General features: G+C 44.8%; 16 protein-coding genes. 10 read left to right on the plus strand and 6 right to left on the minus strand.

What is annotated here, in order from left to right; translation table 11 throughout:
- Positions 1-46 precede the first annotated feature (46 nt).
- Positions 47-2,416, minus strand: a complete 2,370-nt coding sequence (gene ppsA / locus MO387_RS07975; RefSeq protein ID WP_006081951.1) for a phosphoenolpyruvate synthase — start codon at positions 2,414-2,416, stop codon at positions 47-49.
- A gap of 124 nt (positions 2,417-2,540) precedes the next feature.
- Between ppsA and MO387_RS07980 the strand changes: the two genes are divergently transcribed.
- Positions 2,541-3,353, plus strand: a complete 813-nt coding sequence (locus MO387_RS07980) for a pyruvate, water dikinase regulatory protein (RefSeq protein ID WP_006081952.1) — start codon at positions 2,541-2,543, stop codon at positions 3,351-3,353.
- A 182-nt stretch (positions 3,354-3,535) separates the two neighbouring features.
- Positions 3,536-4,600, plus strand: a complete 1,065-nt coding sequence (locus MO387_RS07985) for a 3-deoxy-7-phosphoheptulonate synthase (RefSeq protein WP_107947864.1) — start codon at positions 3,536-3,538, stop codon at positions 4,598-4,600.
- A 167-nt stretch (positions 4,601-4,767) separates the two neighbouring features.
- On the opposite strand, the gene MO387_RS07990 is transcribed toward MO387_RS07985, so the two are convergent.
- Positions 4,768-8,151, minus strand: coding sequence for a glycosyl hydrolase family 18 protein (locus MO387_RS07990; RefSeq protein WP_107947866.1), 3,384 nt, complete (start codon positions 8,149-8,151; stop codon positions 4,768-4,770).
- Between the two features lie 368 nt (positions 8,152-8,519).
- On the opposite strand from MO387_RS07990, the gene MO387_RS07995 reads away from it, so the two are divergent.
- Complete coding sequence (locus MO387_RS07995; RefSeq protein ID WP_006081955.1) at positions 8,520-8,984, plus strand: acyl-CoA thioesterase; 465 nt, start codon at positions 8,520-8,522, stop codon at positions 8,982-8,984.
- Positions 8,985-9,203: 219 nt separating this feature from the next.
- Positions 9,204-9,866, plus strand: coding sequence for a response regulator transcription factor (locus tag MO387_RS08000; RefSeq protein ID WP_107947867.1), 663 nt, complete (start codon positions 9,204-9,206; stop codon positions 9,864-9,866).
- 226 nt (positions 9,867-10,092) lie between these two features.
- Here MO387_RS08000 and cysB read toward each other — a convergent pair whose 3' ends face one another.
- Positions 10,093-11,076: an HTH-type transcriptional regulator CysB gene (gene cysB / locus MO387_RS08005; RefSeq protein WP_006081957.1), complete on the minus strand. Its 984-nt coding sequence runs from the start codon at positions 11,074-11,076 to the stop codon at positions 10,093-10,095.
- Positions 11,077-11,304: 228 nt separating this feature from the next.
- On the opposite strand from cysB, the gene zomB reads away from it, so the two are divergent.
- A complete protein-coding gene (gene zomB / locus MO387_RS08010) occupies positions 11,305-12,084 on the plus strand; it encodes a flagellar motor control protein ZomB (RefSeq protein ID WP_006086247.1) in 780 nt (259 codons plus the stop codon).
- Between the two features lie 226 nt (positions 12,085-12,310).
- Here the strand turns inward: zomB and topA are convergent, their stop codons facing one another.
- Complete coding sequence (topA, locus tag MO387_RS08015) at positions 12,311-14,953, minus strand: type I DNA topoisomerase (RefSeq protein WP_006086246.1); 2,643 nt, start codon at positions 14,951-14,953, stop codon at positions 12,311-12,313.
- A gap of 330 nt (positions 14,954-15,283) precedes the next feature.
- On the opposite strand from topA, the gene astB reads away from it, so the two are divergent.
- Positions 15,284-16,618 (plus strand): N-succinylarginine dihydrolase, encoded by a 1,335-nt coding sequence (gene astB / locus MO387_RS08020; protein ID WP_107947869.1) that lies wholly within the window; start codon positions 15,284-15,286, stop codon positions 16,616-16,618.
- A 76-nt stretch (positions 16,619-16,694) separates the two neighbouring features.
- Here the strand turns inward: astB and MO387_RS08025 are convergent, their stop codons facing one another.
- A complete protein-coding gene (locus MO387_RS08025) occupies positions 16,695-21,161 on the minus strand; it encodes an Ig-like domain-containing protein (RefSeq protein ID WP_107947871.1) in 4,467 nt (1,488 codons plus the stop codon).
- 222 nt (positions 21,162-21,383) lie between these two features.
- Here MO387_RS08025 and MO387_RS08030 point away from each other — a divergent pair, with 222 nt between their 5' ends.
- The 4 genes from MO387_RS08030 to MO387_RS08045 all read left to right on the plus strand — a co-directional run bounded on the left by MO387_RS08030 (position 21,384) and on the right by MO387_RS08045 (position 25,458).
- Positions 21,384-22,706, plus strand: coding sequence for a dicarboxylate/amino acid:cation symporter (locus MO387_RS08030; RefSeq protein WP_107947873.1), 1,323 nt, complete (start codon positions 21,384-21,386; stop codon positions 22,704-22,706).
- Between the two features lie 194 nt (positions 22,707-22,900).
- The gene (locus MO387_RS08035; protein WP_107947875.1) at positions 22,901-23,260 is read left to right on the plus strand and encodes a hypothetical protein; all 360 of its coding nucleotides are present in this window, start codon (positions 22,901-22,903) and stop codon (positions 23,258-23,260) included.
- Between the two features lie 183 nt (positions 23,261-23,443).
- Positions 23,444-24,118, plus strand: coding sequence for a response regulator (locus tag MO387_RS08040; protein ID WP_006081964.1), 675 nt, complete (start codon positions 23,444-23,446; stop codon positions 24,116-24,118).
- Positions 24,109-25,458: a sensor histidine kinase gene (locus MO387_RS08045; protein WP_107947877.1), complete on the plus strand. Its 1,350-nt coding sequence runs from the start codon at positions 24,109-24,111 to the stop codon at positions 25,456-25,458. The genes MO387_RS08040 and MO387_RS08045 overlap by 10 nt, the downstream gene beginning before the upstream one ends.
- 94 nt (positions 25,459-25,552) lie before the next feature.
- Here MO387_RS08045 and MO387_RS08050 read toward each other — a convergent pair whose 3' ends face one another.
- Positions 25,553-26,248, minus strand: coding sequence for a 2OG-Fe(II) oxygenase (locus MO387_RS08050; RefSeq protein ID WP_242326185.1), 696 nt, complete (start codon positions 26,246-26,248; stop codon positions 25,553-25,555).
- Positions 26,249-26,303 lie beyond the last annotated feature (55 nt).

Here is a 26,303-nt window from a genome sequence, read left to right on the forward strand (position 1 = left end):
GCTAAAAAGCGGCTTTTTTAACAAGTTTATAAAATTACAATCTAGATCAACCGTGAGCTTCGGCTAAATACAACCAAGTATCAATCACAGTGTCTGGATTTAACGATACGGTATCTATGCCCTGCTCAACTAACCAAGCCGCAAAATCGGCGTGATCTGAAGGACCTTGACCACAAATACCTATGTATGCGCCCTTAGTTTTAGCCGCTTTAATGGCTAAAGAAAGTAGCATTTTAACGGCTTCATCACGCTCATCAAATAAGTGGCTGATGATACCTGAGTCACGGTCAAGACCGAGTGTCAGCTGAGTTAAATCGTTTGAGCCGATAGAGAAACCATCGAAATGCTCAAGGAATTGGTCTGCTAACAGGGCGTTTGAAGGCACTTCACACATCATGATGACGCGTAAACCATCTTTACCGCGCTCTAAACCTTGCTCTTTCAGCAGGCCAATCACTTGTTCAGCTTCTTTCACTGTACGTACGAACGGTATCATGACTTCAACGTTTTTAAGACCCATGTCGTTACGAACACGTTTGATCGCTTCACACTCTAAGGCAAAACAGTCACGGAACGATTCAGAGATATAACGACTTGCACCGCGGAAGCCCAGCATAGGGTTCTCTTCTTCTGGTTCGTATCTGTCACCGCCAACTAAGTTTGCGTATTCGTTAGACTTAAAGTCTGACATACGTACGATCACTTTCTTCGGATAGAAAGCAGAACCGATAGTCGCAATACCTTCAACCAGACGGGCAATGTAGAACTCAACCGGTGATTCATAACCTGCGATCATCTCGTTGATTTCAGTTTGCAGCGCAGCGTCCTGTTGATTGAACTCAAGCAGTGCCTTTGGATGAATACCGATCATACGGTTGATGATGAATTCTAAACGCGCTAGACCCACGCCTTCGTTTGGCAAACGGGCGAAATCAAATGCACGATCAGGGTTACCCACGTTCATCATGATTTTCATTGGCAGTTCTGGCAAAGAGTCAACACGGTTTGAAATCACTTCAAACTCTTGTTTACCTTCGTAGATAAAGCCAGTATCACCCTCAGCGCAAGAAACAGTCACGATTTGACCATTCTTGATACGGTCAGTCACGTCACCACAACCTACGACAGCTGGCACACCCAATTCGCGGGCGATAATCGCCGCGTGACAGGTACGACCGCCACGGTTTGTGACGATAGCACTTGCGCGCTTCATGATAGGTTCCCAATCTGGATCTGTCATGTCAGTCACTAACACGTCACCTGGTTGGATTTGATCCATATCGGCGATTGACGTTAATACTTTGGCTACGCCGGTTCCCACTTTATGACCGATAGCGCGACCTTCACAGATCACAGCGCCACGGCTCTTTAAATGATAACGCTCAATCAATTGCACATCTTCACGGCTACGAACCGTTTCTGGACGCGCTTGAACGATATACAATTTGCCGTCGTTACCGTCTTTTGCCCACTCGATGTCCATTGGACGACCATAGTGTTGCTCGATAATCACAGCTTGTTTTGCCAACTCTTCAACTTCAGCGTCATTGATTGAGAATTGACGGCGTTGCTCACTTGCAACATCTTCAATTTTGACTTGTTTGCCGTGAGCAGCATCATCTGAATACACCATTTGGATGAGCTTGCTACCGATATTACGGCGCACAACAGCCTTATGACCTAAGGCTAAAATGGGTTTATGAACATAAAATTCATCAGGGTTTACCGCGCCTTGAACAACCATTTCACCCAGACCAAAAGATGAAGTGATAAACACGACATCGTTATTGCCAGATTCAGTGTCCATAGTGAACATCACACCTGAAGCCGCTTTGTCTGAACGAACCATGCGTTGCACGCCAGCAGACAAGGCAACACCGTGATGTTCGTAACCTTGGTGAACACGGTAAGAAATCGCGCGGTCGTTAAAGAGTGAGGCGTAAACGTGCTTGATAGCCGTCAGTACAGATTCAAAACCTTTAACGTTTAGGAAAGTTTCTTGCTGACCCGCAAAAGACGCATCTGGCATATCTTCAGCTGTTGCAGAAGAACGTACCGCGAATGACGCTTCGCTAGTTTCAGCGGCAAGTTTATCGTAAGCTTCACGAATGGCTTGCTCTAATGCTGGTTGAAATGGGGTGTCGATAACCCACTGCCTGATCTGTGCACCTACTTTAGCCAGCGCATTGACATCATCTACATCCAGTGTGGCTAGAATGTCATAAATCTTCTGGTTAACTCCGCTTTGTTCAAGGAACTCGTTGAACGCATGGGAAGTTGTCGCAAATCCGCCAGGTACTTGAACACCGGCATTGGCCAGATTGCTGATCATCTCGCCTAGAGAAGCATTTTTACCGCCAACTAAGTTGACGTCACCCATGCCTAATTCTTGATACCAGAGTACGTATTGCTGCACAGTTCTATCTCCGCAAGTTTATTTCAGTGGCCCCTTCACACGAGGGCAGCGGCATTTTACACTCCTGTCGAACACGCGTAAATCTATAATTTTATTTGTAATTTTATTACTACAAGAGGTCAGTATGGCACCAAAAGTATTCTATATCTCCGACGGGACAGCGATCACAGCTGAAGTTTTTGGTCATGCGGTTCTCTCGCAATTTCCATTAGAATTTGAGTCACTTACAATTCCATTCGTCGAAACTTTGACGAAAGCGGAGCAAGTTAAGCGACAAATTAATGATTGTTTTATTACAACAGGTGAGCGGCCGTTAGTATTCCATTCGATCGTAAAAGCGGAGATCCGCGACATCATCTACTCGAGTGAAGGCTTAGATTATGATTTTTTGAATACTTTTGTGGCCCCACTCGAACAACATTTAGGGGTTTCAGCTTCGCCAGTGCTACATCGTACCCATGGAAAAGCGAATCACGGCTATGAAGCGCGTATTGATGCGATTAATTTCGCCATGGATAATGATGATGGCCAGACCATGAAACACATGGATCAAGCCGATCTGGTTTTACTTGGGGTGTCTCGCTGCGGCAAAACGCCATCAAGCCTGTATTTGTCGATGCAGTTTGGCATCAAAGCCGCGAACTACCCTTTCACCGAAGATGATATGGATAACCTTAAGTTACCCGACGCGCTGAAACGCAATAAGAAAAAACTGTTTGGCTTGACGATTGATCCTGTGCGTTTACATGAGATCCGCCAAAGCAGAATGGAAAACAGCCGCTACTCGTCACTCAAGCAGTGCCGCTTAGAAGTCAAAGAAGTGGAAATGCTATTTAAACGTGAACGCATTCCTTATATAGATACAACGAATCATTCAGTGGAAGAAATTGCCACCAAAATATTGGATGTCACGGGCCTAGAACGGCACATGTTCTAAGCTTGTAGAGCAAAAAGCAGCAAGATAAACCGAGTGAATTTAGCTTAATTGAATCTAACTTAAATCAAATTCATTGCACAGTTGCCGACAATTAACACAATTGGCGCTGTGCAACTCGGTTCGATTCGTTATAATCCGAGGCAATCTGGCGAAAAGCGCCGCACGCAAGCTCGGTATTTTGAATGACCATAAAAACAGACGAACTACGCACTTCCTTATTAGCAAAAGTCATCTCACCTGCGCAACTGGCATCTGAGTTCCCATTAACTCAAGATGCAGCCGATTATCTGGTTCAGCAACGTCGTGAAGTCGAAGCCATTATTATGGGTGAAGATCAACGTCTATTGGTGATCATAGGCCCATGCTCAATACACGATACCAAAGCGGCATTAGATTATGCGCAGCGCTTAGCCGCATTACATCAAGAATTGAAAGATGATTTGTGCATCTTAATGCGGGTCTATTTTGAGAAACCTCGCACGATTGTCGGCTGGAAAGGATTAATTTCTGATCCCGATCTTGATGGCAGTTTCGAGCCAAACAAAGGCCTACGTATTGCTCGCGAGTTGCTGCAACAAATCACTGAATTAAAATTGCCTATTGCCACCGAATTTTTAGATATGGTGAACGGTCAGTACATCGCCGATCTGATTACTTGGGGCGCAATTGGCGCACGCACCACTGAAAGCCAAGTTCACCGTGAAATGGCCTCGGCACTGTCTTGTCCTGTTGGTTTTAAAAATGGTACCGATGGCAATATCAATATCGCCGTTGATGCAGTGCGCGCCGCGCAAGTTCCACATATTTTCTATTCACCGGATAAAGATGGCGCGATGGCGGTTTATCGTACCCACGGTAATCCGTTTGGTCATATCATTCTGCGCGGCGGCAAAACACCTAATTACCACGCCGAAGATATCGAAAAAGCACGTCAACAACTTGCCTCTGTTGGGGTCACTCAACGTATGGTGGTTGATTTCAGCCACGGTAATAGTGAAAAGAACCACCTTAAGCAGCTTAACGTTGCCGATGCAATCATGGCGCAAATGCGGGCAGGCAGCACTGCCATCGCCGGTATTATGGCTGAAAGCTTCTTACAGGAAGGCAACCAGAAAGTCGTTGCAGACCAACCACTCTGTTATGGCCAAAGCATCACAGATGCCTGCTTACATTGGGATGACTCAGAAGTCCTGCTGCGTAAACTGGCAGCCGCTTCCCGCGAGCGAAAAGCACTGTTAGCAAAATAAGCCTGATGCTCGAAGAATATGTCCGAAGCGATATACATTTTCCAATAAAAAAACCGATCTTTGATCGGTTTTTTTATTAAGAGCGGTTTAATACCCATTGTATTGATAGCCGACAGTAGCACACTACGACTGACGGCTTTGCACGCTTTTATAGTGCATAAACAATGTTATAGATTACACACAAACGCCCAATCTGCAGAAGTTCCAGGTGCCGCGTTGGTCCACCACTTAGCTTGGTAAACAGCGCTACTGCTTTTCATCCGATCGCCCGTTGCTGCATGACTTGGATTTCCCTGATAGTCCTTTTGCGGGAAATTTGGATAAGCAGGAATACCCGCAGTATCGACATTCGCCGCTTCACAACTATCCACCACAGGTACTTGGCATTCAGGTAAACTTGGATTTGCAGCACAATCCACAGGTGGAACAACGGAACTCGCCGCACCAAATCCATATCGAGTGCCATAAAAACTCACAGTAAAGTTTGATGGCATAGAGACAGGCAAATAGTACTTAATCGTGCCGTCAAACGTTGCCCCAGGTGCGAGACTTTTCCAGGTTGGCAAGATAAAGCGAACATGGTGGAAATCATTCTCCAACCCGCCCACGTTATTTCCTGCCACATTGGAACCATCCGTTACTACAGTTAACCCCATACCCGATTGATCGGCAATTTCGGCTGAGGTTGAAGTTGAAATATCAAATTCAAACTCAGCACCGCCGGGTATAGTCACTTGGCTATTATTGGTGATGGTTAAGGTTGGCGTAATCGGATAGTTACTGTCGCCCACTTTATAGCCAGATAAGCTTGCCGTTAAGGCCAATGTTTGTGATGGTATTACCTGATTGCTGGTGCGATTACCATACGGGGTTGCTTGCGCAAATCCGTTGTACGCAATGCTGGTCATAGTATCACCGACAAAGAACTCACCCTGACCATTATTACGCTCTGGATACCAGCCGAAGTCACCCGCTAATTCCCAGAACATGACGCCGCCAATGCCGTTATCGACCACATATTGCACTTTGCGCGCCATAGCTTGCTCATCTTCAGTAGACAGGTACACCTTTTTTATAGGGTTCCATAACCATGAAGATTCTGCCACAGCGTCGTAGTGGCGCTCATAGGTGCCCGTCAGTCGATCGGCGACATTCGTTTGCGGATCTAATCCATAAAGGCTTAAATAACTGCCGCTGATACCGAGCTCCAAGTTTTTAGCATGCCACATAGGGTTAGAGCCTGCGAACATCTCATCGCCACGTACATCACTATCGTGCCAGAGGTTATCAATTCCTTGAGCACCGTAACCACAGTTTGACGCCCCATCACCCGTACCCACAGGACAAGCCGTTTGATCCGGATATGCCGCTAAGCCCCATAGGCCGTTAGTGCCACCACTGACATTTTGCCAACCACGCGTATAGTAAGGAATACCGATATTGATCCGCCCTGCTGGCATAGAACCGCGGAAATAATGGTATGCCCAATCGGTATTGAGATAACCAATGCCGCCATACTGCTCCGTACTATAAACATCCCAATGCGCAAGCTCTGCATCTGTACCAGTGTCAAACAGCGCCGCATTGTGACCGACAAAATCATTCCACGCGCCGTGCAAGTCATAGCTCATAATATTGACGTAATCGAGATAACGAGTCATCTGATACGCCTCCATCCCACGTAACAAATAGCCCGATGCTGGCGCTGCAACGGTTAACATATAGTGCTTACCATCTTGCTTGCTGGCTGCATCGAGTTTTTCACGCAGGGTTTTCATCAGCAGCTCGTACTGTTTGAACAAGGTCGCGCGCTTTGGCTCTGATATCGCAAAATCATCAGGATTACCGGATTTAGCCATTGATGTCGCGTACTCATAGTCGATATCCGCCCCATCAAAGCTGTAAGTGCGTAAGAACATCACCACAGAATCGGCAAAGGTTTCAATCCCTTGCGTCGTCTGAGTCATCTCATAGAAACCACCACTGGCAACACGATTGCCGTTATCATCAAAATAACCGCCCGTTTCAGCCCAGCCACCAATCGAGATTAAAGTCTTAACGTTTGGATGGCGTTTTTTATACTTATTGAGTAAGTTAAAATGGCCTTTGTAATTAAACTCGGGATCCATCTCAGCGCCTGCAACGCCCGGCCACTCTAATCCTGTTGCCGCGTTCGTGACACTATTGGGGTCGCCAATAGAGACCTTGTTATTCGAATCAATATGCGCAAATGCATAATTGATGTGAGTAATTTTATCCCACGGAATATCACTTGCGAGATAACTCGGCTGGCCATTTTTACCCGTGCGCCACGAAGTAAAGTAACCGATAACGCGGCGGGCGTGATCGCTACCCATTTTTTCGCGGCCCTGTTCATCGTACACATCGCAATAGACTGAATCACCCACTAAACCTTCAGGACGGCAAGCCTCATTATCGGTTGGTGCTTGACCTACTCGGCCGATGACAGCGGTTGATAATGTTGTCAGGCCAAGATTATCGATAGCCTCAGCGGTGAAACGAATGTCGCCGTTTTCAATGGCAGTCCATTGTGCACTGTATGGCGCGGTTGCATCTTCAGCAACGAGCACACCGTTAGCATAAAAGCGCACGCTGGCCACATCGCCATCACTGTCAGTCGCAGTTGCTGCGAGTGATAACACCGTGCCTAAATCTGTTTGAAAGTTGGCCTGCGGCGCGGTTAATGTCACGCTTGGCGCTTGATTAGCTGCGACAACATTGAGTTTGATGATTGCCGACAAGCCACTGGCATTGTGACTATCGTAGGCACGGGTTTGTATTTGATGCTCACCGACTCCAACGGCCTGCCACGTTGCCGAATAGGGTGCACTGTTATCAGTCGCAATCAATTGACTATCAAGATAAAACTCAACTTTAGTAATGCTATCACCCGTATCAGGATCGCTCGCATTCGCGCTAATGGTTACTGAGTCGCCGATAGCGACAGCGCTGTCATTAAGAGGTGACAAAATTTCTGTCGAAGGCGGTAAGTTTTCACTCGTAGCATTGATAACGGTTAGCACAACACTTTTCTCGGTCGTCGCACCTTTGTCATCGGTCGCTACCGCTTTAAGCTGAACACTGCCGATCGCATTAGTCGTCCAAGGGCTCGTTACCGCCTGACCATTAGCAAACCAATTTACGCTCGAAACGGTACCGTCAACATCAGATGCATCGGCCTGCAGCACGACAACATCCCCTAAATTCACACTCACATTTTTTTGCGGCTGCAAGATAACCAGTGTAGGGGCTTGGTTTTGCGCTCTATCACACACGCCTTTGTTTTCCCATACGCCCCACTGCCCTGTTTGGCTCGGGTTTTCATTCTGGGTCCACCACTTATTTTGATAGAGATAATTATCGTAGGTTACAGGCGTGACGGTTGCATAGATTTGGCTACTGTTCCAAGCTGCTATGTCTTGGCAACTCACTGCTGCAGCCGTTTGAGAATAACTGAAACCCGCCATAGCTGTGGCCATTAACCACGCGAATCGCTGTTGCTTCATTACCCAAGGTATATTACAGATCATGTTGAAATCCTCTTTTATTATAGTATGTTACCGAAATAGTCCTTTACACGAGCACATACAACGTCAGATGACAACAAAGGGGTTACTGCGGAATATTCAAGGTAGCTCAATGTAAGTAATTTGTTAACCTTTAAAGTGTTATATTAAATAACTAGATATGAAAAATTTTAAATATCACATTACTTTTAATGACTTATACTTAAACAAAGAGTTTAAAATATTATCTGCTATGCAAAGCCTCTTAATAAGGTTAGTAATAAACCGACAATAAAATTTGCTAGAGGCTCAAAGTGAAGTGGTTTTCTATCTTTAAGAATTAAAAATCTCTATAATTCTGCCTTATTTGCTGCATTACCTTAGGTTGCTGTATGTCGCTTACGCCCATTTCTCCAAACACCGAAAATACCTCACGAACCGAAACCCCTGAAGCACAATTTCCTGAAGCGATTCAAACGCGAATCGACTCCTCTGAAGCGCGGGTAATCAAAGCGGTATTTCCATCCATCACCAACCATCACAATACCTTATTTGGTGGAGAAGCTTTAGCGTGGATGGATGAAACGGCCTTTATTGCTGCAACTCGTTTTTGCCGTAAAACCTTAGTAACGGTGAGTTCTGATAGAATCGATTTTAAAAAACCTATCCCCGCAGGCACATTAGCTGAACTGATCGCGCGGGTGATCCATGTTGGTAACACTTCATTGAAAGTTGAAGTGAACATCTATGTCGAAGACATGTATCAAGATCACCGAGAGCATGCCATACGCGGGGTGTTCACCTTTGTTGCGGTTGACGAACAACGAAATCCCACTCAAGTGTGGACATACGAGTAGTTTGTAGACGATGTAAAGATACAGAACGGCCCGTTATCTCGGGCTTTTCATTACTATCGTGCGATTCAAAAATATTTTGCAAAACACCGACCAAAGTCTAACAACCAGAAACATATCAAAAATTTGTCCTTATTCATGAATAAAGCAATAGGAACCTTGATTACTTTTCTGTTACATTGAGTTCAATCTTCACGCGCACCGAACATAATCATAAAAGCCATGAAGCTAGAAAACTTAAATATTATTATCGCAGACGATCACCCATTGTTCAGAAATGCACTACGTCAAGCACTGACCACAGCGTTTGAGCATGCACAATGGTTTGAAGCCGACAGTGCTGACGCACTGCAATCTGTGTTGGATGTCCGTAGCGTCGATTACGATCTTGTACTGTTAGATTTGCAGATGCCCGGTTCCCACGGCTACTCCACACTTATTCACCTACGCTCACATTATCCCGATTTACCCGTGGTAGTGATTTCTGCACACGAGGATATCAATACCATTAGCCGTGCGATTCATTATGGCAGCAGTGGTTTTATTCCTAAATCGGCCTCGATGGAAACCCTTAAAGATGCACTGAGTGCGGTGTTATTTGGTGATATTTGGCTACCTAAAGGCACTGAGATTATTTCTATCAATGACGATGCCGTTGATAAAATGGCCAGCAAATTATCCGATCTCACGCCGCAGCAATATAAAGTGTTGCAGATGTTTGCCGAAGGTTTGTTAAATAAGCAAATTGCCTACGATCTTGGCGTGTCTGAAGCGACCATAAAAGCGCACGCGACTGCCATTTTTAGAAAACTGGGCGTTCGTAACCGTACACAAGCCGTCATAGCACTTGCTCAGCTTGAGATGGATAAAGTCGATTTATCTTAATTGCATACATCTTAGGATGTGTGATGAGCTTGATGCATGTTTATGCTTTATGAATGCCACATGGCTAGTGTTTTTATTACCTAAATTTAAGCACCTAGATTTAAGGGATTAGATTTAAGCACTAAGGTTTAATACCTTGATTTATAAATGAAGTTTCAGCTAAACATTATTCCATAAAAATGCCGCTTATATTAGCGGCATTTTTATGTCAGTAAATCATCGCCAATTAACGCATTGGCAGATTTTTATCGGCAAACATTTCATCGATAAGCTGTTGATCCCGTAAGGCGACAGCTTTCTCCACCACATCACGGGTTAAATGCGGCGCAAAGTGCTGAATAAAATCATACATATAACTGCGCAAGAAGCTGCCCTTCCTGAAGCCAATTTTAGTCGTACTGTGGGCAAACAAATGGCCAGCATCAATCGCAACTAAGTCTTTATCGACATTTGGGTCAATCGCCATGGAGGCAATCACACCGACACCTAATCCTAAACGGACATAGGTTTTCAGCACATCGGCGCTGGTCGCACTAAAAACAACGCGCGGCTCTAAGTTGGCGCGATTGAACGCTTTCTCAATTTCAGAGGCACGGTCAAAACCAAAGACATAAGTCACTAAGGGGAAGCGCGCTAAATCTTCGATGCTAATCAAATTATTTGGGCTACGGGTCGCAAGAGGATGATCTTTAGGAACGACGATGGAGCGATTCCAATGATAACAAGGCAACATAATTAAGTCGGAATATAAATGCATTGCTTCAGTCGCAATGGCGAAATCCGCATCACCGCGAGCCGCCTGTTCGCTGATCTGCGATGGAGTCCCCTGATGCATATGCAAGTTCACTTTAGGGTAGCGATCAATAAACTGCCGAATGATCGTCGGCAATGCATAGCGCGCCTGAGTGTCAGTCGTGGAAATATTTAACTCGCCTTGATCGGGCTTAGTATATTCCTCAGAAACTTTTTTAATGCTCTCAACTTTACCCAAGATATCATTGGCAATGCTGATCACTTGCAAACCCGCAGGTGTGACATGGGTTAAGTGCTTACCGCTACGACCAAATATTTGGATCCCCAACTCATCTTCAAGCATGCGAACTTGTTTACTGATCCCAGGTTGAGAGGTATACAAGTTTTCAGCTGTCGCCGATACATTGAGGTTATGTTTTACGACCTCAGCAATATACCTGAGTTGTTGCAGTTTCATCTTATTTCCTTGTCTCAAACACGAAAAATGCCATTAACAACTGAGCCCTCAAAGCACTCTCAGCTATAATCAATCGTTATAGTATATAGTAAAACTTAAAGCAAATAGGAATATAGAGCACAAGTCTGCAGATTCATACGACAGAAATGATAACCTAGGCTAAGATAACTATGCTAGTTTATTGATTTATTGTAGCATTAGCTCAATTGGATAAATAATGGAACATCTATGTCATTCACCTTGGTTCTGATCCTCATCGGTGCGCTTTTACTGCTTGTTATCGGAATTAACGTATTACAACAACAAAAAGAACGCGTAGAGGCTGAGCGGCGCATTGAATTTGCCCGTCAAAGAGCAATTATCGATGAAACCGAAGCTGTGTTATCAAACACAGGGATGATGCCTTGTAGCACGAATATTGTGTTGGTTTTGTATCGTCGCGTGCAAGATGCCTTGCAGGCTGCGACAGCTATTAGTAATAGCCAACAACAGTCTGATTACCAGCGCCGCCTAGCCGATATCAACAATCAAATAACAACCTTACAGTCTGGTCAACCTCAATCACCACCGATTGAGAATTTCAGACTACCCGATAACGACAAACAAATTTTAGCGCTAGTGCAAACCTTGAAAAAGCTCAAGGCGATACTTAGAGCAGAACATAATAAAGGAAAAGTCGACCCAAGCATTTTTGCTCAGGAAGAAAGTCGTATTGACAGTTTACAGCTCAGGATCAATGTTGACTCCATGCTTTCCCGAGCCAGAGCGGCCAGTTTTATGAAGCAATATGGTTCATCAAAACAAATGGTGACTAAAGCACTATCGACATTGCACGCGATTAAGGCACAAACGCCTAATGACCCTTTCATTGGTCGTAAAGTGGATGAGGCTAAACAATTACTTGATGAGATTATGGGCGCACAAAAACAATCTGAACCCAGTGCACCTAGACCTAAAAATGAAGAAGATGATATCGACATGCTGTTTCAACCGAAAAAGAAATGGTGATCAGTTACTGTTTGCTTACCTTTAAGTTGAATTAGCGGCACGTCTTACACTCGTTCTTCAGCGTTATTGGGCGTGGTGAGTGAGTGCGAGTAAAGCGAGTAACATTTTTGGCTCATTATCTACAGCAACAAATCAGTCTCTAAAGAAAATCGAAACAAAAAAGCCAAGTCATAATTGACTTGGCTTTTTTGTTACTCTCTTGGCGTTAAGCTAACTCAATCCGCCGCTATGCGCTTTTCTTGGCTTTCTTTGTAGTCTCACTCACCCACTTGCCATTCACGTAATGGGCTGACCAACCAGTAGCTTTACCGTCGACTTCAGTCGCAACATATTGCTCTTTCGTCTTACGGCTAAACTTCACCGCTGCTTTATTGCCTTCGTCATCAGTGACGGGCGCATCTGCTAAATATTGATACTTAGGCCACAGCAGCTCGCGGTATTGAACCAGCTCCTCAACCAGAGGCGCACGGGTTTCCCGTGATTTAGGGAAAGTACTGGCCGCTAAGAAGATCCCTGCAGCACCATCACGTAATACGAAATGGGCATCCGATTTACTGCATTTCAGATCAGGCAAATAGATAGGATCTTCTTTTGGTGGCGCAGCCTCGCCGTTCTTCAGTAATTTACGCGTATTTTTACATTCGCTATTGGTACAACCAAAATACTTACCAAAACGGCCGTTTTTCAGTTCCATGTCGTGGCCACAGCGATCACACTCAATCAGCGGACCTTCATAGCCTTTGATCTTGAATTGGCCTTCTTCGACTTCATAGCCTTCACAAATCGGGTTGTTACCACAGACGTGTAGCTTACGCTTCTCATCAATTAGGTAACTGTCCATCGCTGTGCCGCAAATACTACAGCGGTGCTTCGCACGCAGTGCATCTGTTTCGGCATCTTCACTGTTTTCGCTAATCGCCTCAACGCCAGGCGTAAGGTTCATCGTTGTCTTACAGCGCTCTTTGGGAGGTAATTCGTAACCAGAGCAACCCAGGAAAACACCAGTCGTACCTGTACGAATACCCATAGGGCGACCACAGGTTGGGCACTTGATATCCGTCATCACCATTTGGTTAAGACGCATGCCACCTTCTTCGGGATCCAGCTCCGCTTTTTCTAATTGCTTAGTAAAGTCAGCATAGAAGCCATCGAGCACTTTTTTCCAATCTAATTCGCCGCGAGCCACATCGTCTAATGTTTGCTCCATACTGGCGGTAAAGTCATAGCTCATTAAATCCGCAAAACTGCCGACTAATCGCTCGCTGACAATTTCACCCATTTTTTCGGCATAGAAACGACGATTCTCAACTTTTACATAACCCCGATCTTGAATCGTTGAAATAATAGTTGCATAGGTCGATGGGCGGCCAATACCGCGTTTTTCTAATTCTTTAACTAAAGAAGCTTCGCTGTATCGTGCAGGCGGTTTAGTAAAGTGTTGTTTAGGTTGCAACTCTTTTAACGCTAATACATCGCCTTGTGCCACAAATGGCAACGTATTGTCTTCTTCGTTTTTCTTCTTGAGTGCTGTTTGCACGCGAGTCCAACCATCAAAACGTAAAGTACGTCCCGTTGCTTTGAGCTCATAGTCACCCGCTTTTACGGTCAACTTAGTGGCATCATATTGGGCTGGCGTCATCTGACACGAAACAAACTGTCGCCAAATCAGCTCATATAAGCGCTGAGCGTCACGCTCCATGTCCGATAAGGTCGCCGCTTGGACATGAACGTTCGATGGACGAATCGCTTCGTGAGCCTCTTGTGCGCCTTCCTTAGAACCATAACGAATGGGTTCAGCGGGTAGATATTTATCACCAAATTCTTTGGCAATCATATCACGCAAGTTTTCAACGGCTTCTTGACTCAAATTGGTCGAGTCGGTACGCATATAAGTGATATGACCAGCTTCATAAAGTCGCTGAGCCATCATCATGGTCTTCTTCACACCGAAACCTAAGCGCGTACTCGCCGCCTGTTGCAATGTCGATGTAATAAAGGGCGCAGAAGGTTTGCTTTGGGTCGCTTTGTCTTCGCGGGCCAGCACGGTAAAACTCGCCGCGGATAACGCTTGAACCGCCGCCATCGCTTGCTGTTCATTGATAGGATTAAAGGCCGCATCTAAATGCTTAACCACTTCCATCCGCAAGGCTTCTTGAGCGGGCGTACTCAGCTCTGCATGTACATCCCAGAACTCTTCCGGTACAAAGGCTTTAATTTCGCTTTCACGTTCAACCACTAAGCGAACGGCAACCGACTGCACTCGTCCAGCGGATAAACCGCGAGCGACTTTTTTCCACAGCAGTGGCGACACCATAAAACCGACAACTCTGTCTAAGAAGCGACGAGCTTGCTGGGCATTAACCATGTTAGTGTCGAGTGTCGACGGCTTGCTAAAAGCATCTTGAATCGCAGACTTAGTAATTTCGTTGAAAACCACACGTTGATACCGTGAAGGATCACCGCCAATCACCTCTTGCAAATGCCAGGCGATAGCTTCTCCCTCACGGTCTAAGTCGGTTGCGAGATAGATTTGGTCGGCGGAATCGGCAAGTGCCTGTAGTTCTTTAACGACCTTTTCTTTGCCCGGCAAAATTTGATACTTAGCCGCCCAGCCCTTTTCAGGGTTTACGCCCATGCGAGACACCAGCGCTTGCTGATCTTTCACCTTTTTATATTGAGCTTTTTCTTCTGGCGACATTTTCTTAACTTCGGCAGCGGATTTAACCTTTTCATTGCCTTCTGAAGTCGATGATGTCGGCAGATCACGGATGTGACCTACGCTCGATTTAACGATGAATTCTTTGCCAAGATATTTATTAATAGTCTTAGCTTTGGCCGGTGATTCGACAATAACTAGCGATTTACCCATAGTTTAATTTGCGCCAAAAAATCTCAAGAAGGTGGAAATTGGCACCATATATAGAGGGTTGTACTGATAGTTTCAAGTTAATCCCTCTTTTATATGTACCAGCGAGTCACTTTTTAATCAAAGTTGAAAAAATGTAAAAATATAATATGCGTAATTAAAAACTAATATTTCATTATTTGCCAGCAAGCAAGAAATAGTTATGCATTTATCGTGAAAAAGTCGCTTTGAGCACAAAACCGTCCGCTTGTGCACTCGAAAAGCTTCAGTATACTGGGTTCCTTCAGGGACCATATGAACAAATAATAACTTTCCCTATCACAAGGATAAGCAATGAAGCACTTTGAAGCGAATTTTGATGGACTCGTTGGACCAACACACAATTACGCAGGGTTGTCTTTTGGCAATGTCGCCTCGCTCAGCAATGCCGCCTTAGTTTCCAACCCCAAAGCTGCTGCGAAACAAGGACTCCAAAAAGCCAAAGCACTTGCCGATATGGGCATGGTTCAAGGTATGTTAGCCCCTCAAGAGCGCCCAGACCTCTATACATTGCGCCGAATTGGATTTTCCGGCTCTGACGCCAATGTATTAAAACAGGCCGCGAAAGAAGCGCCTGTGCTGCTTAATGCCTGCTGCAGTGCATCCAGTATGTGGACTGCCAATGCCGCAACTGTCTCACCCAGTGCAGATACGCGTGACGGCAAACTGCATTTCACCCCAGCAAATTTAGTCGATAAACTGCATCGCAGCATCGAGCCCCTCACAACGGGGCGCATATTAACAGCAACTTTCAGTGATCCCCACTATTTTCATCACCATAGTCACTTACCTGAGCATAATAGCTTCGGTGATGAAGGTGCGGCGAACCATACACGACTATGCAACGAGTACGGCCATGCCGGTGTAGAATTGTTCGTTTATGGGCAAGAAGCCACCAATCCCAATGCCCCTAAACCGCAAAAATATCCTGCTAGACAAACCTTAGAGGCATCGATGGCAGTGGCACGTTTACATCAGCTGGAAGAGGATAATTGCGTCTTCATCCAGCAGAATCCTGATGTCATTGATCAAGGTGTATTCCATAACGATGTTATCGCAGTTGGTAACCAAAATGTACTGTTCTACCATGAACAAGCGTTCTTAAATACCCAACATAAAATTGATGAAATTAAGCGTAAGCTTGATACAGAACTGTATTTCATTGAAGTGCCCACCGCTAAAGTGGCGATTAATGACGCAGTCAAAAGCTACTTATTCAATACCCAGATTATCACGCTTCCCTCTGGTGAAATGGTCATTGTTGCCCCAACCGATTGCCAAGAAAATCCCACAGTATTTGCCTATTTGAATGAACTACTGACACTAAACACCCCCATCAAGCAAGTGCTTTACTTCGACGTAAAACAAAGCATGCAAAACGGCGGCGGTCCCGCCTGCCTTCGTTTGCGTGTTGCGATGAATGAGATGGAAGTCGCGGCCGTAAATCAACACACCTTAATGAATGATGCCTTATTTGCGCGTTTAAATCTTTGGGTAGACAAACATTACCGTGACAGATTAACCACCCAAGATCTTGCTGACCCTCAGCTAATCATCGAATCACGTACAGCATTAGATGAGCTCACGCAAATAATGAAGCTAGGCAGCGTGTATCAGTTTCAGCGATAATTAGGCAGATATTTAGCTTTTACTTTTATATAAAGCAAGGTGCCATTGGCACCTTGCTTTATAAACTAACTAAAGACTAATTAACAACAATTGGAATATTTAAAACCTCACTCGTCGTTCCAGCGATATCCCCATTATCACCTTTTATATCTGGTGTAGTAACGGTGACAATTAAATTCCCAGAATCAGGTTCGTCACCACCTTTTAAGCTAACGCCAACTTCACGACCACCATTATAATTTGTACTTGGCCATATAATACTTGTTGAGCTAGTTACTGTAGCCCCCGTCGCTTTAACATTAATAACGGAGCCTGCTGGCATTTGCTGATTATTGATGTCTGAAATAGTAAAGGCTACAGAAGCAGTCCCTTTAATTCCTATATCAATCTGTGGATTACCAGCGTCTTTATCTTGTATCAGAACATTTTCTATACGGGTTGCTATCGCAACACTCCCTGACATTACTAACACTAATGAACGGCGAACAGAAATTGATGCTTGAGGACTACATTTGACTAATGAGGCAGCTGAATCATCACATAGAACACCACTGTACTCACCATCCGCTACATTAAAGACTCCTTGTCCAGTTGGACTTACCGGATCAATGAAATCAATGAAAGTTTCTCGATCACCTGATGCATCTGTTGAACCATTCTTTGGATAAGCAGGCGTGTATAAACCATCTTCATTATGATCAACAAATGCCTCAGTAAGATCATAACATTCACCACTATTATCGCGGCCACAATTGGGCGGCAAACCAGCGAATAAACTAAATTCAGCATCTGTGTCGAGAATGTTATTGCTGTTTAAGTCCGCAAATGACTCTTCACCAATCGCGGTTGCAGTAATAGTCACCCGACCACCATAGGGCTGGCCAAAATGGTTGCCGAAATATTTACCACCATCAAAATTAGTTTCTTCCTTCAACGCTGCATTAGGATCATTAATTTGTGCACCACTTGCGTCATACAAAGGTCCATTACCATCGACTCCTACAGGGCGAGGATTCTGACTGGTCCAAACCACTGAGCATACACCTTTTGAAGTTCGACAAGAACTGTCAATCGAACCACCTTCAGCGGTAAACACCACAGCTGTACCATCAGGCACAGGGTTGTTAAAGGCATCGGCTAAACGGGCGGTAATAGTGACTTGAGCACCATCATGCTCCCAACCTTCTATGTTAAGTTCTGAAGCAGATAAAGAGAAACTATCTTGATCAGGTTTACCGGTAGAAACCACAAGCACATTGGATTGGCTAGAGATTAATGGGATTGTACCGTCAATACTCGCGGTAACTCTTACTGTGGCGGCAACGGTGCCAGAGTTAACCACTGTTTGCACATACCCCTCGTTATTTGACTTAGCCGAGTTTGGAATTAACCCCAAACCTGCCGACAGATTATTCAATTTAAAACTGACATCTCGGTTAGCTACAGGATTACCATTGGTATCTAACACTCTAAAGCGTAACGTTGAGGACTCACTACCACCTGTACCTTTTATACCAATGTTTTCTGGCGTGGCATCAACAAACACTATGCTGCCCGCGCTAGCTGGTAACACATTGATAGATGCAGTTGCAGAAAGAGTCAAACCACCAGTATTAGCAGACACATTTATTGTGTCATCCCCCTCACATCCTTTGGCTAAATAACGAGATTCAGCAACACCATTAATAGTGGTTACAGGTGAGCTTAGGTCAGCTTTGGCAGGTGTTTGACTAGTACATGTTGATTTAAAGGTAACTGCAACCGGTTGAGTGTATAAATTGCCAAGATTATCCCTAATAGCGACGCTGACGGAAGCTGTACCACCTGCAGAAATTTGCGTTGTGCTAACGCTAGCAACTCCATCTATAAACGGATCACCACTGCCCATATTAAGGTCAGTCGCACCAACGACAACAATAGCTTCACCAACATCACCATCAGCAAGTGATGCTGTCGCTAATCCTGCACCCAACTTATCTGTCGCAAAAATATCAACAACAGCAACCCATTCATTATTAATGAGCTTTGTGACTGCGGTAACCACGGGTAAATCACCAATAGGCGATGCAAATGTAACAATCACTGGTTTAGTTAACCCAATAACTGTAGCCCTAAGCTTGCCGGAGAAAGCTGTAGAGATAGTCTCTGCTGGATTACCATTCTTGTCTGTCAGTTGTAAGGTCACTTTAGAAGACCCGCCATCGCCTGCCATGGTGACGCCCAATGAAGCTTGTGCGACATCCACACCTACTACGTCAGCATACACAAAACCCGCACCTGGAATATTTAAGGTCTTCAGCTTAATGCTTGCCTTACCATTAGCGTCAGTCAGCACAGAGCCAATTTCTGGGTCAAATAATCCTAACGCCGCATTACTTAAACTAAATTGCACTAACTTGTTGGCTAAGGCACTGCCATCAGCTGCCAGTAACGTTGCCGTCACGGTTGCTGGGGTCGCTGCGTTAATGTTGGTGGTAGTTGAACTGAGTGTTAGTTTTGGTGGTGGCACTTGCCCTACCGCATTACCGTCACCTTGCATATAAAGCGATACATCGGCAGTACTGTCATAACCAAACACATTTACTTTAACATTCACTGCACCTTCAATATTTGCAGTTATTAATTGAATTTTGGCAACACCGTTTGCATCCGTTAACGCAGTACCTGAGTCTGGTGTAAAACTTCCCATCAATGGGTTGTTTAGACTGAAACTCACAATTTTGTTCGCTAATGGGGTCGCATCTACACTCTTAATCGTTGCCGTTAATGTCGCCGGCGTTGCTTTGGCTACCGTGCCTAAATTCGACGATAAACTCACGATAATTCCGGAGCCATCTCCAGTGTTACCGTCACCGGCCATATTCACACCGAGCGAAGCTGGCTCGGCATCCACACCTTGCACTAAGGCAGTCACTAAGGCCGCGCCTTTGATATCCGCCGTTGCTAAGGTTATTTTCGCGACACCGTTGCTATTGGTTAGCGCCGTACCCGTGGCAGGGTCAAAAATACCCAAGGTATTATCGTTTAAGGAGAAGCTCACCAGTTTGTTGACGAGCGGCAGGCCATCTTTATCTTTCACTAAGGCAGTAACTTCAGCAGGGGTCGCAGCAGTGATTTCAATCGCACTCGCAGTCAAACTTATGGTGGATTTATTACCAGCTATTACGCCATCGCCTGCCATGGTGACGCCCAATGAAGCTTGTGCGACATCCACACCTACTACGTCAGCATACACAAAACCCGCACCTGGAATATTCAAGGTCTTCAGCTTAATGCTTGCCTTACCATTAGCGTCAGTCAGCACAGAGCCAATTTCTGGGTCAAATAATCCTAACGCCGCATTACTTAAACTAAATTGCACTAACTTGTTGGCTAAGGCACTGCCATCAGCTGCCAGTAACGTTGCCGTCACGGTTGCTGGGGTCGCTGCGTTAATGTTGGTGGTAGTTGAACTGAGTGTTAGTTTTGGTGGTGGCACTTGCCCTACCGCATTACCGTCACCTTGCATATAAAGCGATACATCGGCAGTACTGTCATAACCAAACACATTTACTTTAACATTCACTGCACCTTCAATATTTGCAGTTATTAATTGAATTTTGGCAACACCGTTTGCATCCGTTAACGCAGTACCTGAGTCTGGTGTAAAACTTCCCATCAATGGATTGTTTAGACTGAAACTCACAATTTTGTTCGCTAATGGGGTCGCATCTACACTCTTAATCGTTGCCGTTAATGTCGCCGGCGTTGCTTTGGCTACCGTGCCTAAATTCGACGATAAACTCACGATAATTCCGGAGCCATCTCCAGTGTTACCGTCACCGGCCATATTCACACCGAGCGAAGCTGGCTCGGCATCCACACCTTGCACTAAGGCAGTCACTAAGGCCGCGCCTTTGATATCCGCCGTTGCTAAGGTTATTTTCGCGACACCGTTGCTATTGGTTAGCGCCGTACCCGTGGCAGGGTCAAAAATACCCAAGGTATTATCGTTTAAGGAGAAGCTCACCAGTTTGTTGACGAGCGGCAAACCGCTTCGATCTTTTACTGTTGCAGTTAACTGGGCTGGAGTTGCTGCATTTATATCTATATTGTTAGCAGCAAGGCTTACCGTCGGCTTATCGCCTGATACAATCCCATCACCAACCATGGTTACATTCACTTCTGCAAACTCACCAGTACTAATCTTTGCTGTAACTGTGGCACCAGTATTAATTGCCCCAGTGAAAAGTTGTATCGTTGCAACACCATCAGAATTTGTTGCGACTTGACCGGTTGAAGAACTAAAAGAGCCATAAGTATTATTGTTTAAGGAAAATGATACTAATGTATTTAGATTATTACCTTTTGAGTCAGATACTTTGGCCGTAAGTGTCGCAGGTTTTGCATACGATACTTGGGGATCACTTACCGATAACTTAACGGATATTGTAACGGGATCAGGCGTTGTACCACCATCATCGGAGATGCTGCCTCCTCCACCACATGCAATTAAAAAAAATGAACACAATCCTGCGAGAAAAACCTTATACGCTGACTTCATTGTCAGGCTCCCTGTTACTCTGATGATGATACTTAAGCTAGACGCTTATTACTTATAGGCTAACATTACACAATTTTCACGCATTTTACCCACTAGAACCTTATTTTATTTCACAAATAACATAAATACTTTAACGCTATTTGTCATTTCATCTTCGCCGTTTTCTTGCTAGTCTTGTGAGCGCCAAAAAATAGAATGTATAAAAAACACACAGGACTCCCCATGGCAATTTCGATAAAAAATAAACTCGGCCTTACAAGTAAAATTCTGATCGGTATGGGAACAGGTATTGCCTTAGGTCTCCTACTCCGCAATGCCTTTCCAGAAAGCGATATCGTAAAAGACTATATTACCGAAGGTTTCTTACATGTTATCGGCACCATTTTCATCTCCAGCTTAAAAATGTTGGTGGTTCCTTTAGTCTTTATTTCATTAGTCTGTGGAACTTGCTCACTGAGTGAGCCTTCTAAATTGGGCCGTTTAGGGGGCAAAACCCTCGCTTTCTATTTATTCACCACCGCTATTGCTCTCGTGGTTGCGATTGTCAGTGCAGTCCTTATACATCCTGGGAACGCTTCACTGGCTACAGAGAAAATGGAGTACATCGCCAAAGAAGCGCCAAGTCTTTCAAGCGTGATTATCAATATAGTCCCCACCAATCCGATGCAGGCATTGAGTGAAGGCAATATGCTACAAATCATTATTTTTGCGGTGATTTTTGGTTTTGCGATTGCCCATATTGGTGAGCGAGGTAAACGCGTTGCGGCTTTGTTTGAGGATTTAAATGAAGTCATCATGCGCGTCGTGACACTGATCATGCAGCTGGCACCTTATGGTGTGTTTGCGCTGATGGCAAAACTTGCATTAACGCTCGGTTTAGAAACCTTTGGTAGCGTAGTTAAATATTTCTTCGTGGTTCTCGGTGTTTTACTGGTCCATGCGTTTATTGTTTACCCTACACTTCTAAAACTCTTCTCAGGCCTCAATCCCTTTATTTTCATTCGTAAAATGCGTGATGTGCAGCTGTTTGCTTTTTCAACAGCAAGTTCAAATGCCACTTTACCGATTACCATAGAAGCCTCTGAGCATAGATTAGGGGTCGATAATAAGATTGCTGCCTTTACGCTCCCCTTAGGTGCGACCATTAATATGGATGGCACTGCAATTATGCAAGGTGTGGCCACAGTGTTTATCGCCCAGGTTTTTGGCATTGAACTCTCGCTCACCGATTATGCCGCCGTCGTTGTGACAGCGACATTAGCATCAATTGGTACAGCTGGCGTTCCGGGTGTTGGACTTATCATGCTGGCCATGGTACTGAATCAAGTTGGTTTACCGGTTGAAGGTATTGCACTGATTATAGGTGTTGATCGCCTACTCGACATGGTACGTACCGCAGTAAACGTCACCGGTGATTGTGTGGCAACTGTGGTCATTGCGAAATCTGAAGGTGAATTTAACGAGCAAGTGTTTAACGACACTCAAGCGGGTAAGGTTGCTAGAAATTTTGATGAGCAAGTTCATCATTCAGATAGATCTAACTAGCCTTAGGTAAATACCCATCACGCCCAGCCTCTGTGTTGGGCGTTTTTGTTTGCACTTTTTGTTTACACTTTTATCTGTACTTAGCCCAATTAATTTTTCTACAATTAGCAAAATGTGAACATGCCAATAGTATGGCAGTTTGTTTTTAGCTACATTGTGTTTACTATTTTAATACGTTAAATGGAGCTAAATAAATGTGGTGGAGAAGTCTTTGGATCCTGATAGCTTGCTGGCTATTGTGTGCCCACTTCGTACGTTATGAACAGATTAACTTTGCCATCCCCTTTGCAATTGCGCCCTTAGTTTTATTCTTTAACTCGGTTTACTTACTGCGTTTATTACAAACTTTATTATTTGTGAGTGTCTTTGCCGTCTGGGGCGTTACGACGATCGAAGTAATACAAATGCGTTTAGCGCAAGAAGCGCCTTGGTTAAGATTATCTTTTATTATGATGGCGGTGATGCTATTTACCTTAGGTGCAATTATCTGTGGTAACGGTATTTTGCGGATCAGAAAACAAAAGTCTCCTTGGGGAAATTCACCAATACGCTAGCACTCCATCGGTAAAACTTTCTTATTCAACAATAAATGAGTACTTATTTTGACCACACGTTCTGCTCGGTCAGCAAAGGTTAAGTTCAACTAAGATATGCTGATACTCTATTTGGTTATCAGTATGATTTTGCGTAGACTGCTTTGCTAAGGCTTAGCTCATCCACTTTAAGGCATGTATATTATGAGAATTTTGGTTGTTGAAGACGATCCTATTTTATCCCACCACTTAAAAGTGCAATTAAGCGATCTCGGCAATCAAGTTCAAGTGGCGCTCACTGCCAAAGAAGGTTTCTATCAAGCCACGAATTATCCCATCGATGTGGCTATTGTCGATTTAGGTTTACCCGATCAAGATGGCATTAGCTTAATTGAACAACTAAGAGAAGCGGGTCTTAAAGCGCCGATATTAATCCTCACCGCCCGAGTTAATTGGCAGGATAAAGTCGAAGGCCTTAATGCTGGTGCCGATGACTATTTAGTCAAGCCCTTTCAAAAAGAAGAACTCGTCGCGAGACTCGATGCATTAGTACGCCGCAGCGCAGGTTTTGTTAAACCTGTGATTTGCAGTGGAGAATTAAAACTCGATCTCGCCGCTAAACAAGTCACTCTGAGCGATGAAATCATGGAAGTCACTGCCTTTGAATATTTGATCCTCGAATATTTAATGCGTCATTGCCACGAGGTGGTTGCCAAACAACGTTTGCTCGATGTGATTTATGGCGATAAAGAAGGCGATCCGAATACGATTGAAGTCATGGTCAGCCGCCTGCGTAAAAAACTGACCCGCGATGGGATAGACAATCCCATCGTCACCATTCGCGGCCAAGGATATAAATTTAACCTGCCATGCAACTAAGATTAAAATTTAAGAAACGTCTGCTGACGCGGATGTTTCTCACCTCGCTATCGATTATTGCCTTAGTGGGTTTTGGTCTCGCATGGATGGTTAATATTCTGCATGCGCAAAATAGCTATAACGAAGAAACCGCACAACTCATTGCCGAAATTCCCCAAGTCGCCGCCGAATTGCGGGAGCACGATCTCATCCCCGATACCAGTGCGTGGCTGGAGGAAAATAATAAGCAAGAACGCTATGTGATTGCGAGTTGCGATGAAAAATTTAAACAAGTTTGGACTTCATCCCTCGCGGTAGACCGTGGCTTATTTGATACTTGCGAGCGTTTTAACGAAATTCGCAACGACTCCCCGCCCTATTATCTTACTATGGCCGATGACAGAGGTTACTTCGTCTATCTGCTCGCGGTGGAAATTGCTAGCGTACATTACAACCTGCTCGTCCTCAAAGATGCCGCCAAACTCGAGCAGGAATACAGTAAGTTCAGTAAACGCACTTATATTCGACTCGCCATGGTATTAGCCTTAGCGTTAATTCTATTGGTCAGCGCCGCCTATTGGGGAATGCGACCCTTAGTACGGATGCAGAATGAACTGCAATCGATTAACCAAGGGAAGAGTAAATCACTTTCAGAGGGTTATCCTGTTGAGCTCGAAGGGGTAACTCAAGCACTCAACCAAATGCTGCAACAATCGAGCGCCCAACAACAGCGCTATCAAAATGCCATGAACGACTTAGCCCACAGTCTTAAGACCCGCTTAGCGGCTGTGCATGCCATCACAGATGACGCCAGTTTGAGTAAACAATCGGCGAGCGAAAAGATCATGGAACAGGTCAGCCAGATGGATCAGCTGGTCAAATATCAATTAAAACGCGCCATGTTAGGCCGCCAAGGCCTGAAGCAAGAACAGACTGTGATTGCGCCCTTAGTCGATCAACTAGCGCAAATGTTATTTAAAATTTACCGCGATAAGCAAGTACAGTTCTCGGCGAGCATTCCTCCCTCCTTGATGTTTCCCGGCAACAAGGGCGACTTGATGGAGCTGTGTGGCAACCTGATGGAAAACGCTTTCCGCTTATGTATCAGCCAAGTGCATGTATCAGCTAAGATTAGTTCACAAGGTGAATTTGAACTTATTGTCGAGGATGATGGCCCAGGTGTCGAAGAAAGCCTAAGACAAAAGATTATCCAACGCGGCGTGCGGGCCGATACCCAGTCACCAGGACAAGGTATCGGATTAGCCGTCTGTGATGAAATCGTTCACAGCTACGGTGGTAGTTTAAAAATTGAGGAAAGCCGCTTAGAAGGTGCACTCTTTAGGATCCGTATCCCTGTTTAAGGACAGGGATAGCTCACAACAAAGGCTAAATACAAAATAACCAAATACAAATAGTTAAAACAAGGATGTGTAACTATGTGGATACTGAACTTTATCAGGGAATCACAGCGTATAACTGCTCAGCTCGATTGAACATGATCCAAGAGGTGGCAATGTATTTGTCACCACTCACGGGTTTATTGCCCCTATGCGTATGAGTGAATCCCGCAGGTGCTATCACCATAGTGCCTTTTTTCGGGGAAATTTTACGTTGCTGATAATAAAATTCTGTTTCACCGCCCTCTTCCACATCATTTAAATAAAACATGTAAAGCACGACGCGATGCAAGGCTTCATTGTGACCATTCTGCGGGAATTGCTCCGAATGCCAGTGGGGATAGCCGCCTTTATTCTGCTGATACTTTTGAACATTAATACTGCCACTGCGATACAAATACTTGACTAAGCCATCAGCTCTAGGCGCACCCAGCGCTGCAAAATTAGCAGGGGTTAGCGTTACAGGTTGGCCTTGTGCATCACTCACAGACACAGCGACCGCGCCCATTAACGCCATTGAATACTTTGTGAAATAATCTACCGCGCCCTTTAAGGTATAACCTAAGAGTTCGTTTCTGAGGGGCTGCAAGTCAGCGAAACTATCTAAGGTCAAATCGCGGCTGATCTTCTTCTCCAGATCAACGCCATTGCCCGTTTGTCCATCGACAACGCCAGCATGTTGCTCAAATGCCAGAATGAGACGGTCGCACAAGTCATTCGGCAACGCATTAGGGTATACTTCAATAAAGTCCATACTTCCTCAATGGATTGGCTACTTTCTAGGCTTACTATGCTGACATGTTAGTTAA

The organism is Shewanella sp. N2AIL (assembly GCF_022690845.1).
Taxonomy (GTDB): Bacteria; Pseudomonadota; Gammaproteobacteria; order Enterobacterales; family Shewanellaceae; genus Shewanella; species Shewanella baltica.

Bases quoted from the DNA above. Each gene is read 5' to 3' on its own strand.
- MO387_RS07990 (WP_107947866.1), bottom strand. From the start codon at position 8,151: ATGATCTGTAATATACCTTGGGTAATGAAGCAACAGCGATTCGCGTGG.
- MO387_RS07995 (WP_006081955.1), top strand. From the start codon at position 8,520: ATGTCGCTTACGCCCATTTCTCCAAACACCGAAAATACCTCACGAACC.
- MO387_RS08040 (WP_006081964.1), top strand. From the start codon at position 23,444: ATGAGAATTTTGGTTGTTGAAGACGATCCTATTTTATCCCACCACTTA.
- MO387_RS08025 (WP_107947871.1), bottom strand. From the start codon at position 21,161: ATGAAGTCAGCGTATAAGGTTTTTCTCGCAGGATTGTGTTCATTTTTT.
- MO387_RS08050 (WP_242326185.1), bottom strand. From the start codon at position 26,248: ATGGACTTTATTGAAGTATACCCTAATGCGTTGCCGAATGACTTGTGC.
- MO387_RS07980 (WP_006081952.1), top strand. From the start codon at position 2,541: ATGGCACCAAAAGTATTCTATATCTCCGACGGGACAGCGATCACAGCT.
- topA (WP_006086246.1), bottom strand. From the start codon at position 14,953: ATGGGTAAATCGCTAGTTATTGTCGAATCACCGGCCAAAGCTAAGACT.
- MO387_RS07985 (WP_107947864.1), top strand. From the start codon at position 3,536: ATGACCATAAAAACAGACGAACTACGCACTTCCTTATTAGCAAAAGTC.
- MO387_RS08035 (WP_107947875.1), top strand. From the start codon at position 22,901: ATGTGGTGGAGAAGTCTTTGGATCCTGATAGCTTGCTGGCTATTGTGT.
- astB (WP_107947869.1), top strand. From the start codon at position 15,284: ATGAAGCACTTTGAAGCGAATTTTGATGGACTCGTTGGACCAACACAC.
- MO387_RS08045 (WP_107947877.1), top strand. From the start codon at position 24,109: ATGCAACTAAGATTAAAATTTAAGAAACGTCTGCTGACGCGGATGTTT.
- cysB (WP_006081957.1), bottom strand. From the start codon at position 11,076: ATGAAACTGCAACAACTCAGGTATATTGCTGAGGTCGTAAAACATAAC.
- zomB (WP_006086247.1), top strand. From the start codon at position 11,305: ATGTCATTCACCTTGGTTCTGATCCTCATCGGTGCGCTTTTACTGCTT.
- MO387_RS08000 (WP_107947867.1), top strand. From the start codon at position 9,204: ATGAAGCTAGAAAACTTAAATATTATTATCGCAGACGATCACCCATTG.
- MO387_RS08030 (WP_107947873.1), top strand. From the start codon at position 21,384: ATGGCAATTTCGATAAAAAATAAACTCGGCCTTACAAGTAAAATTCTG.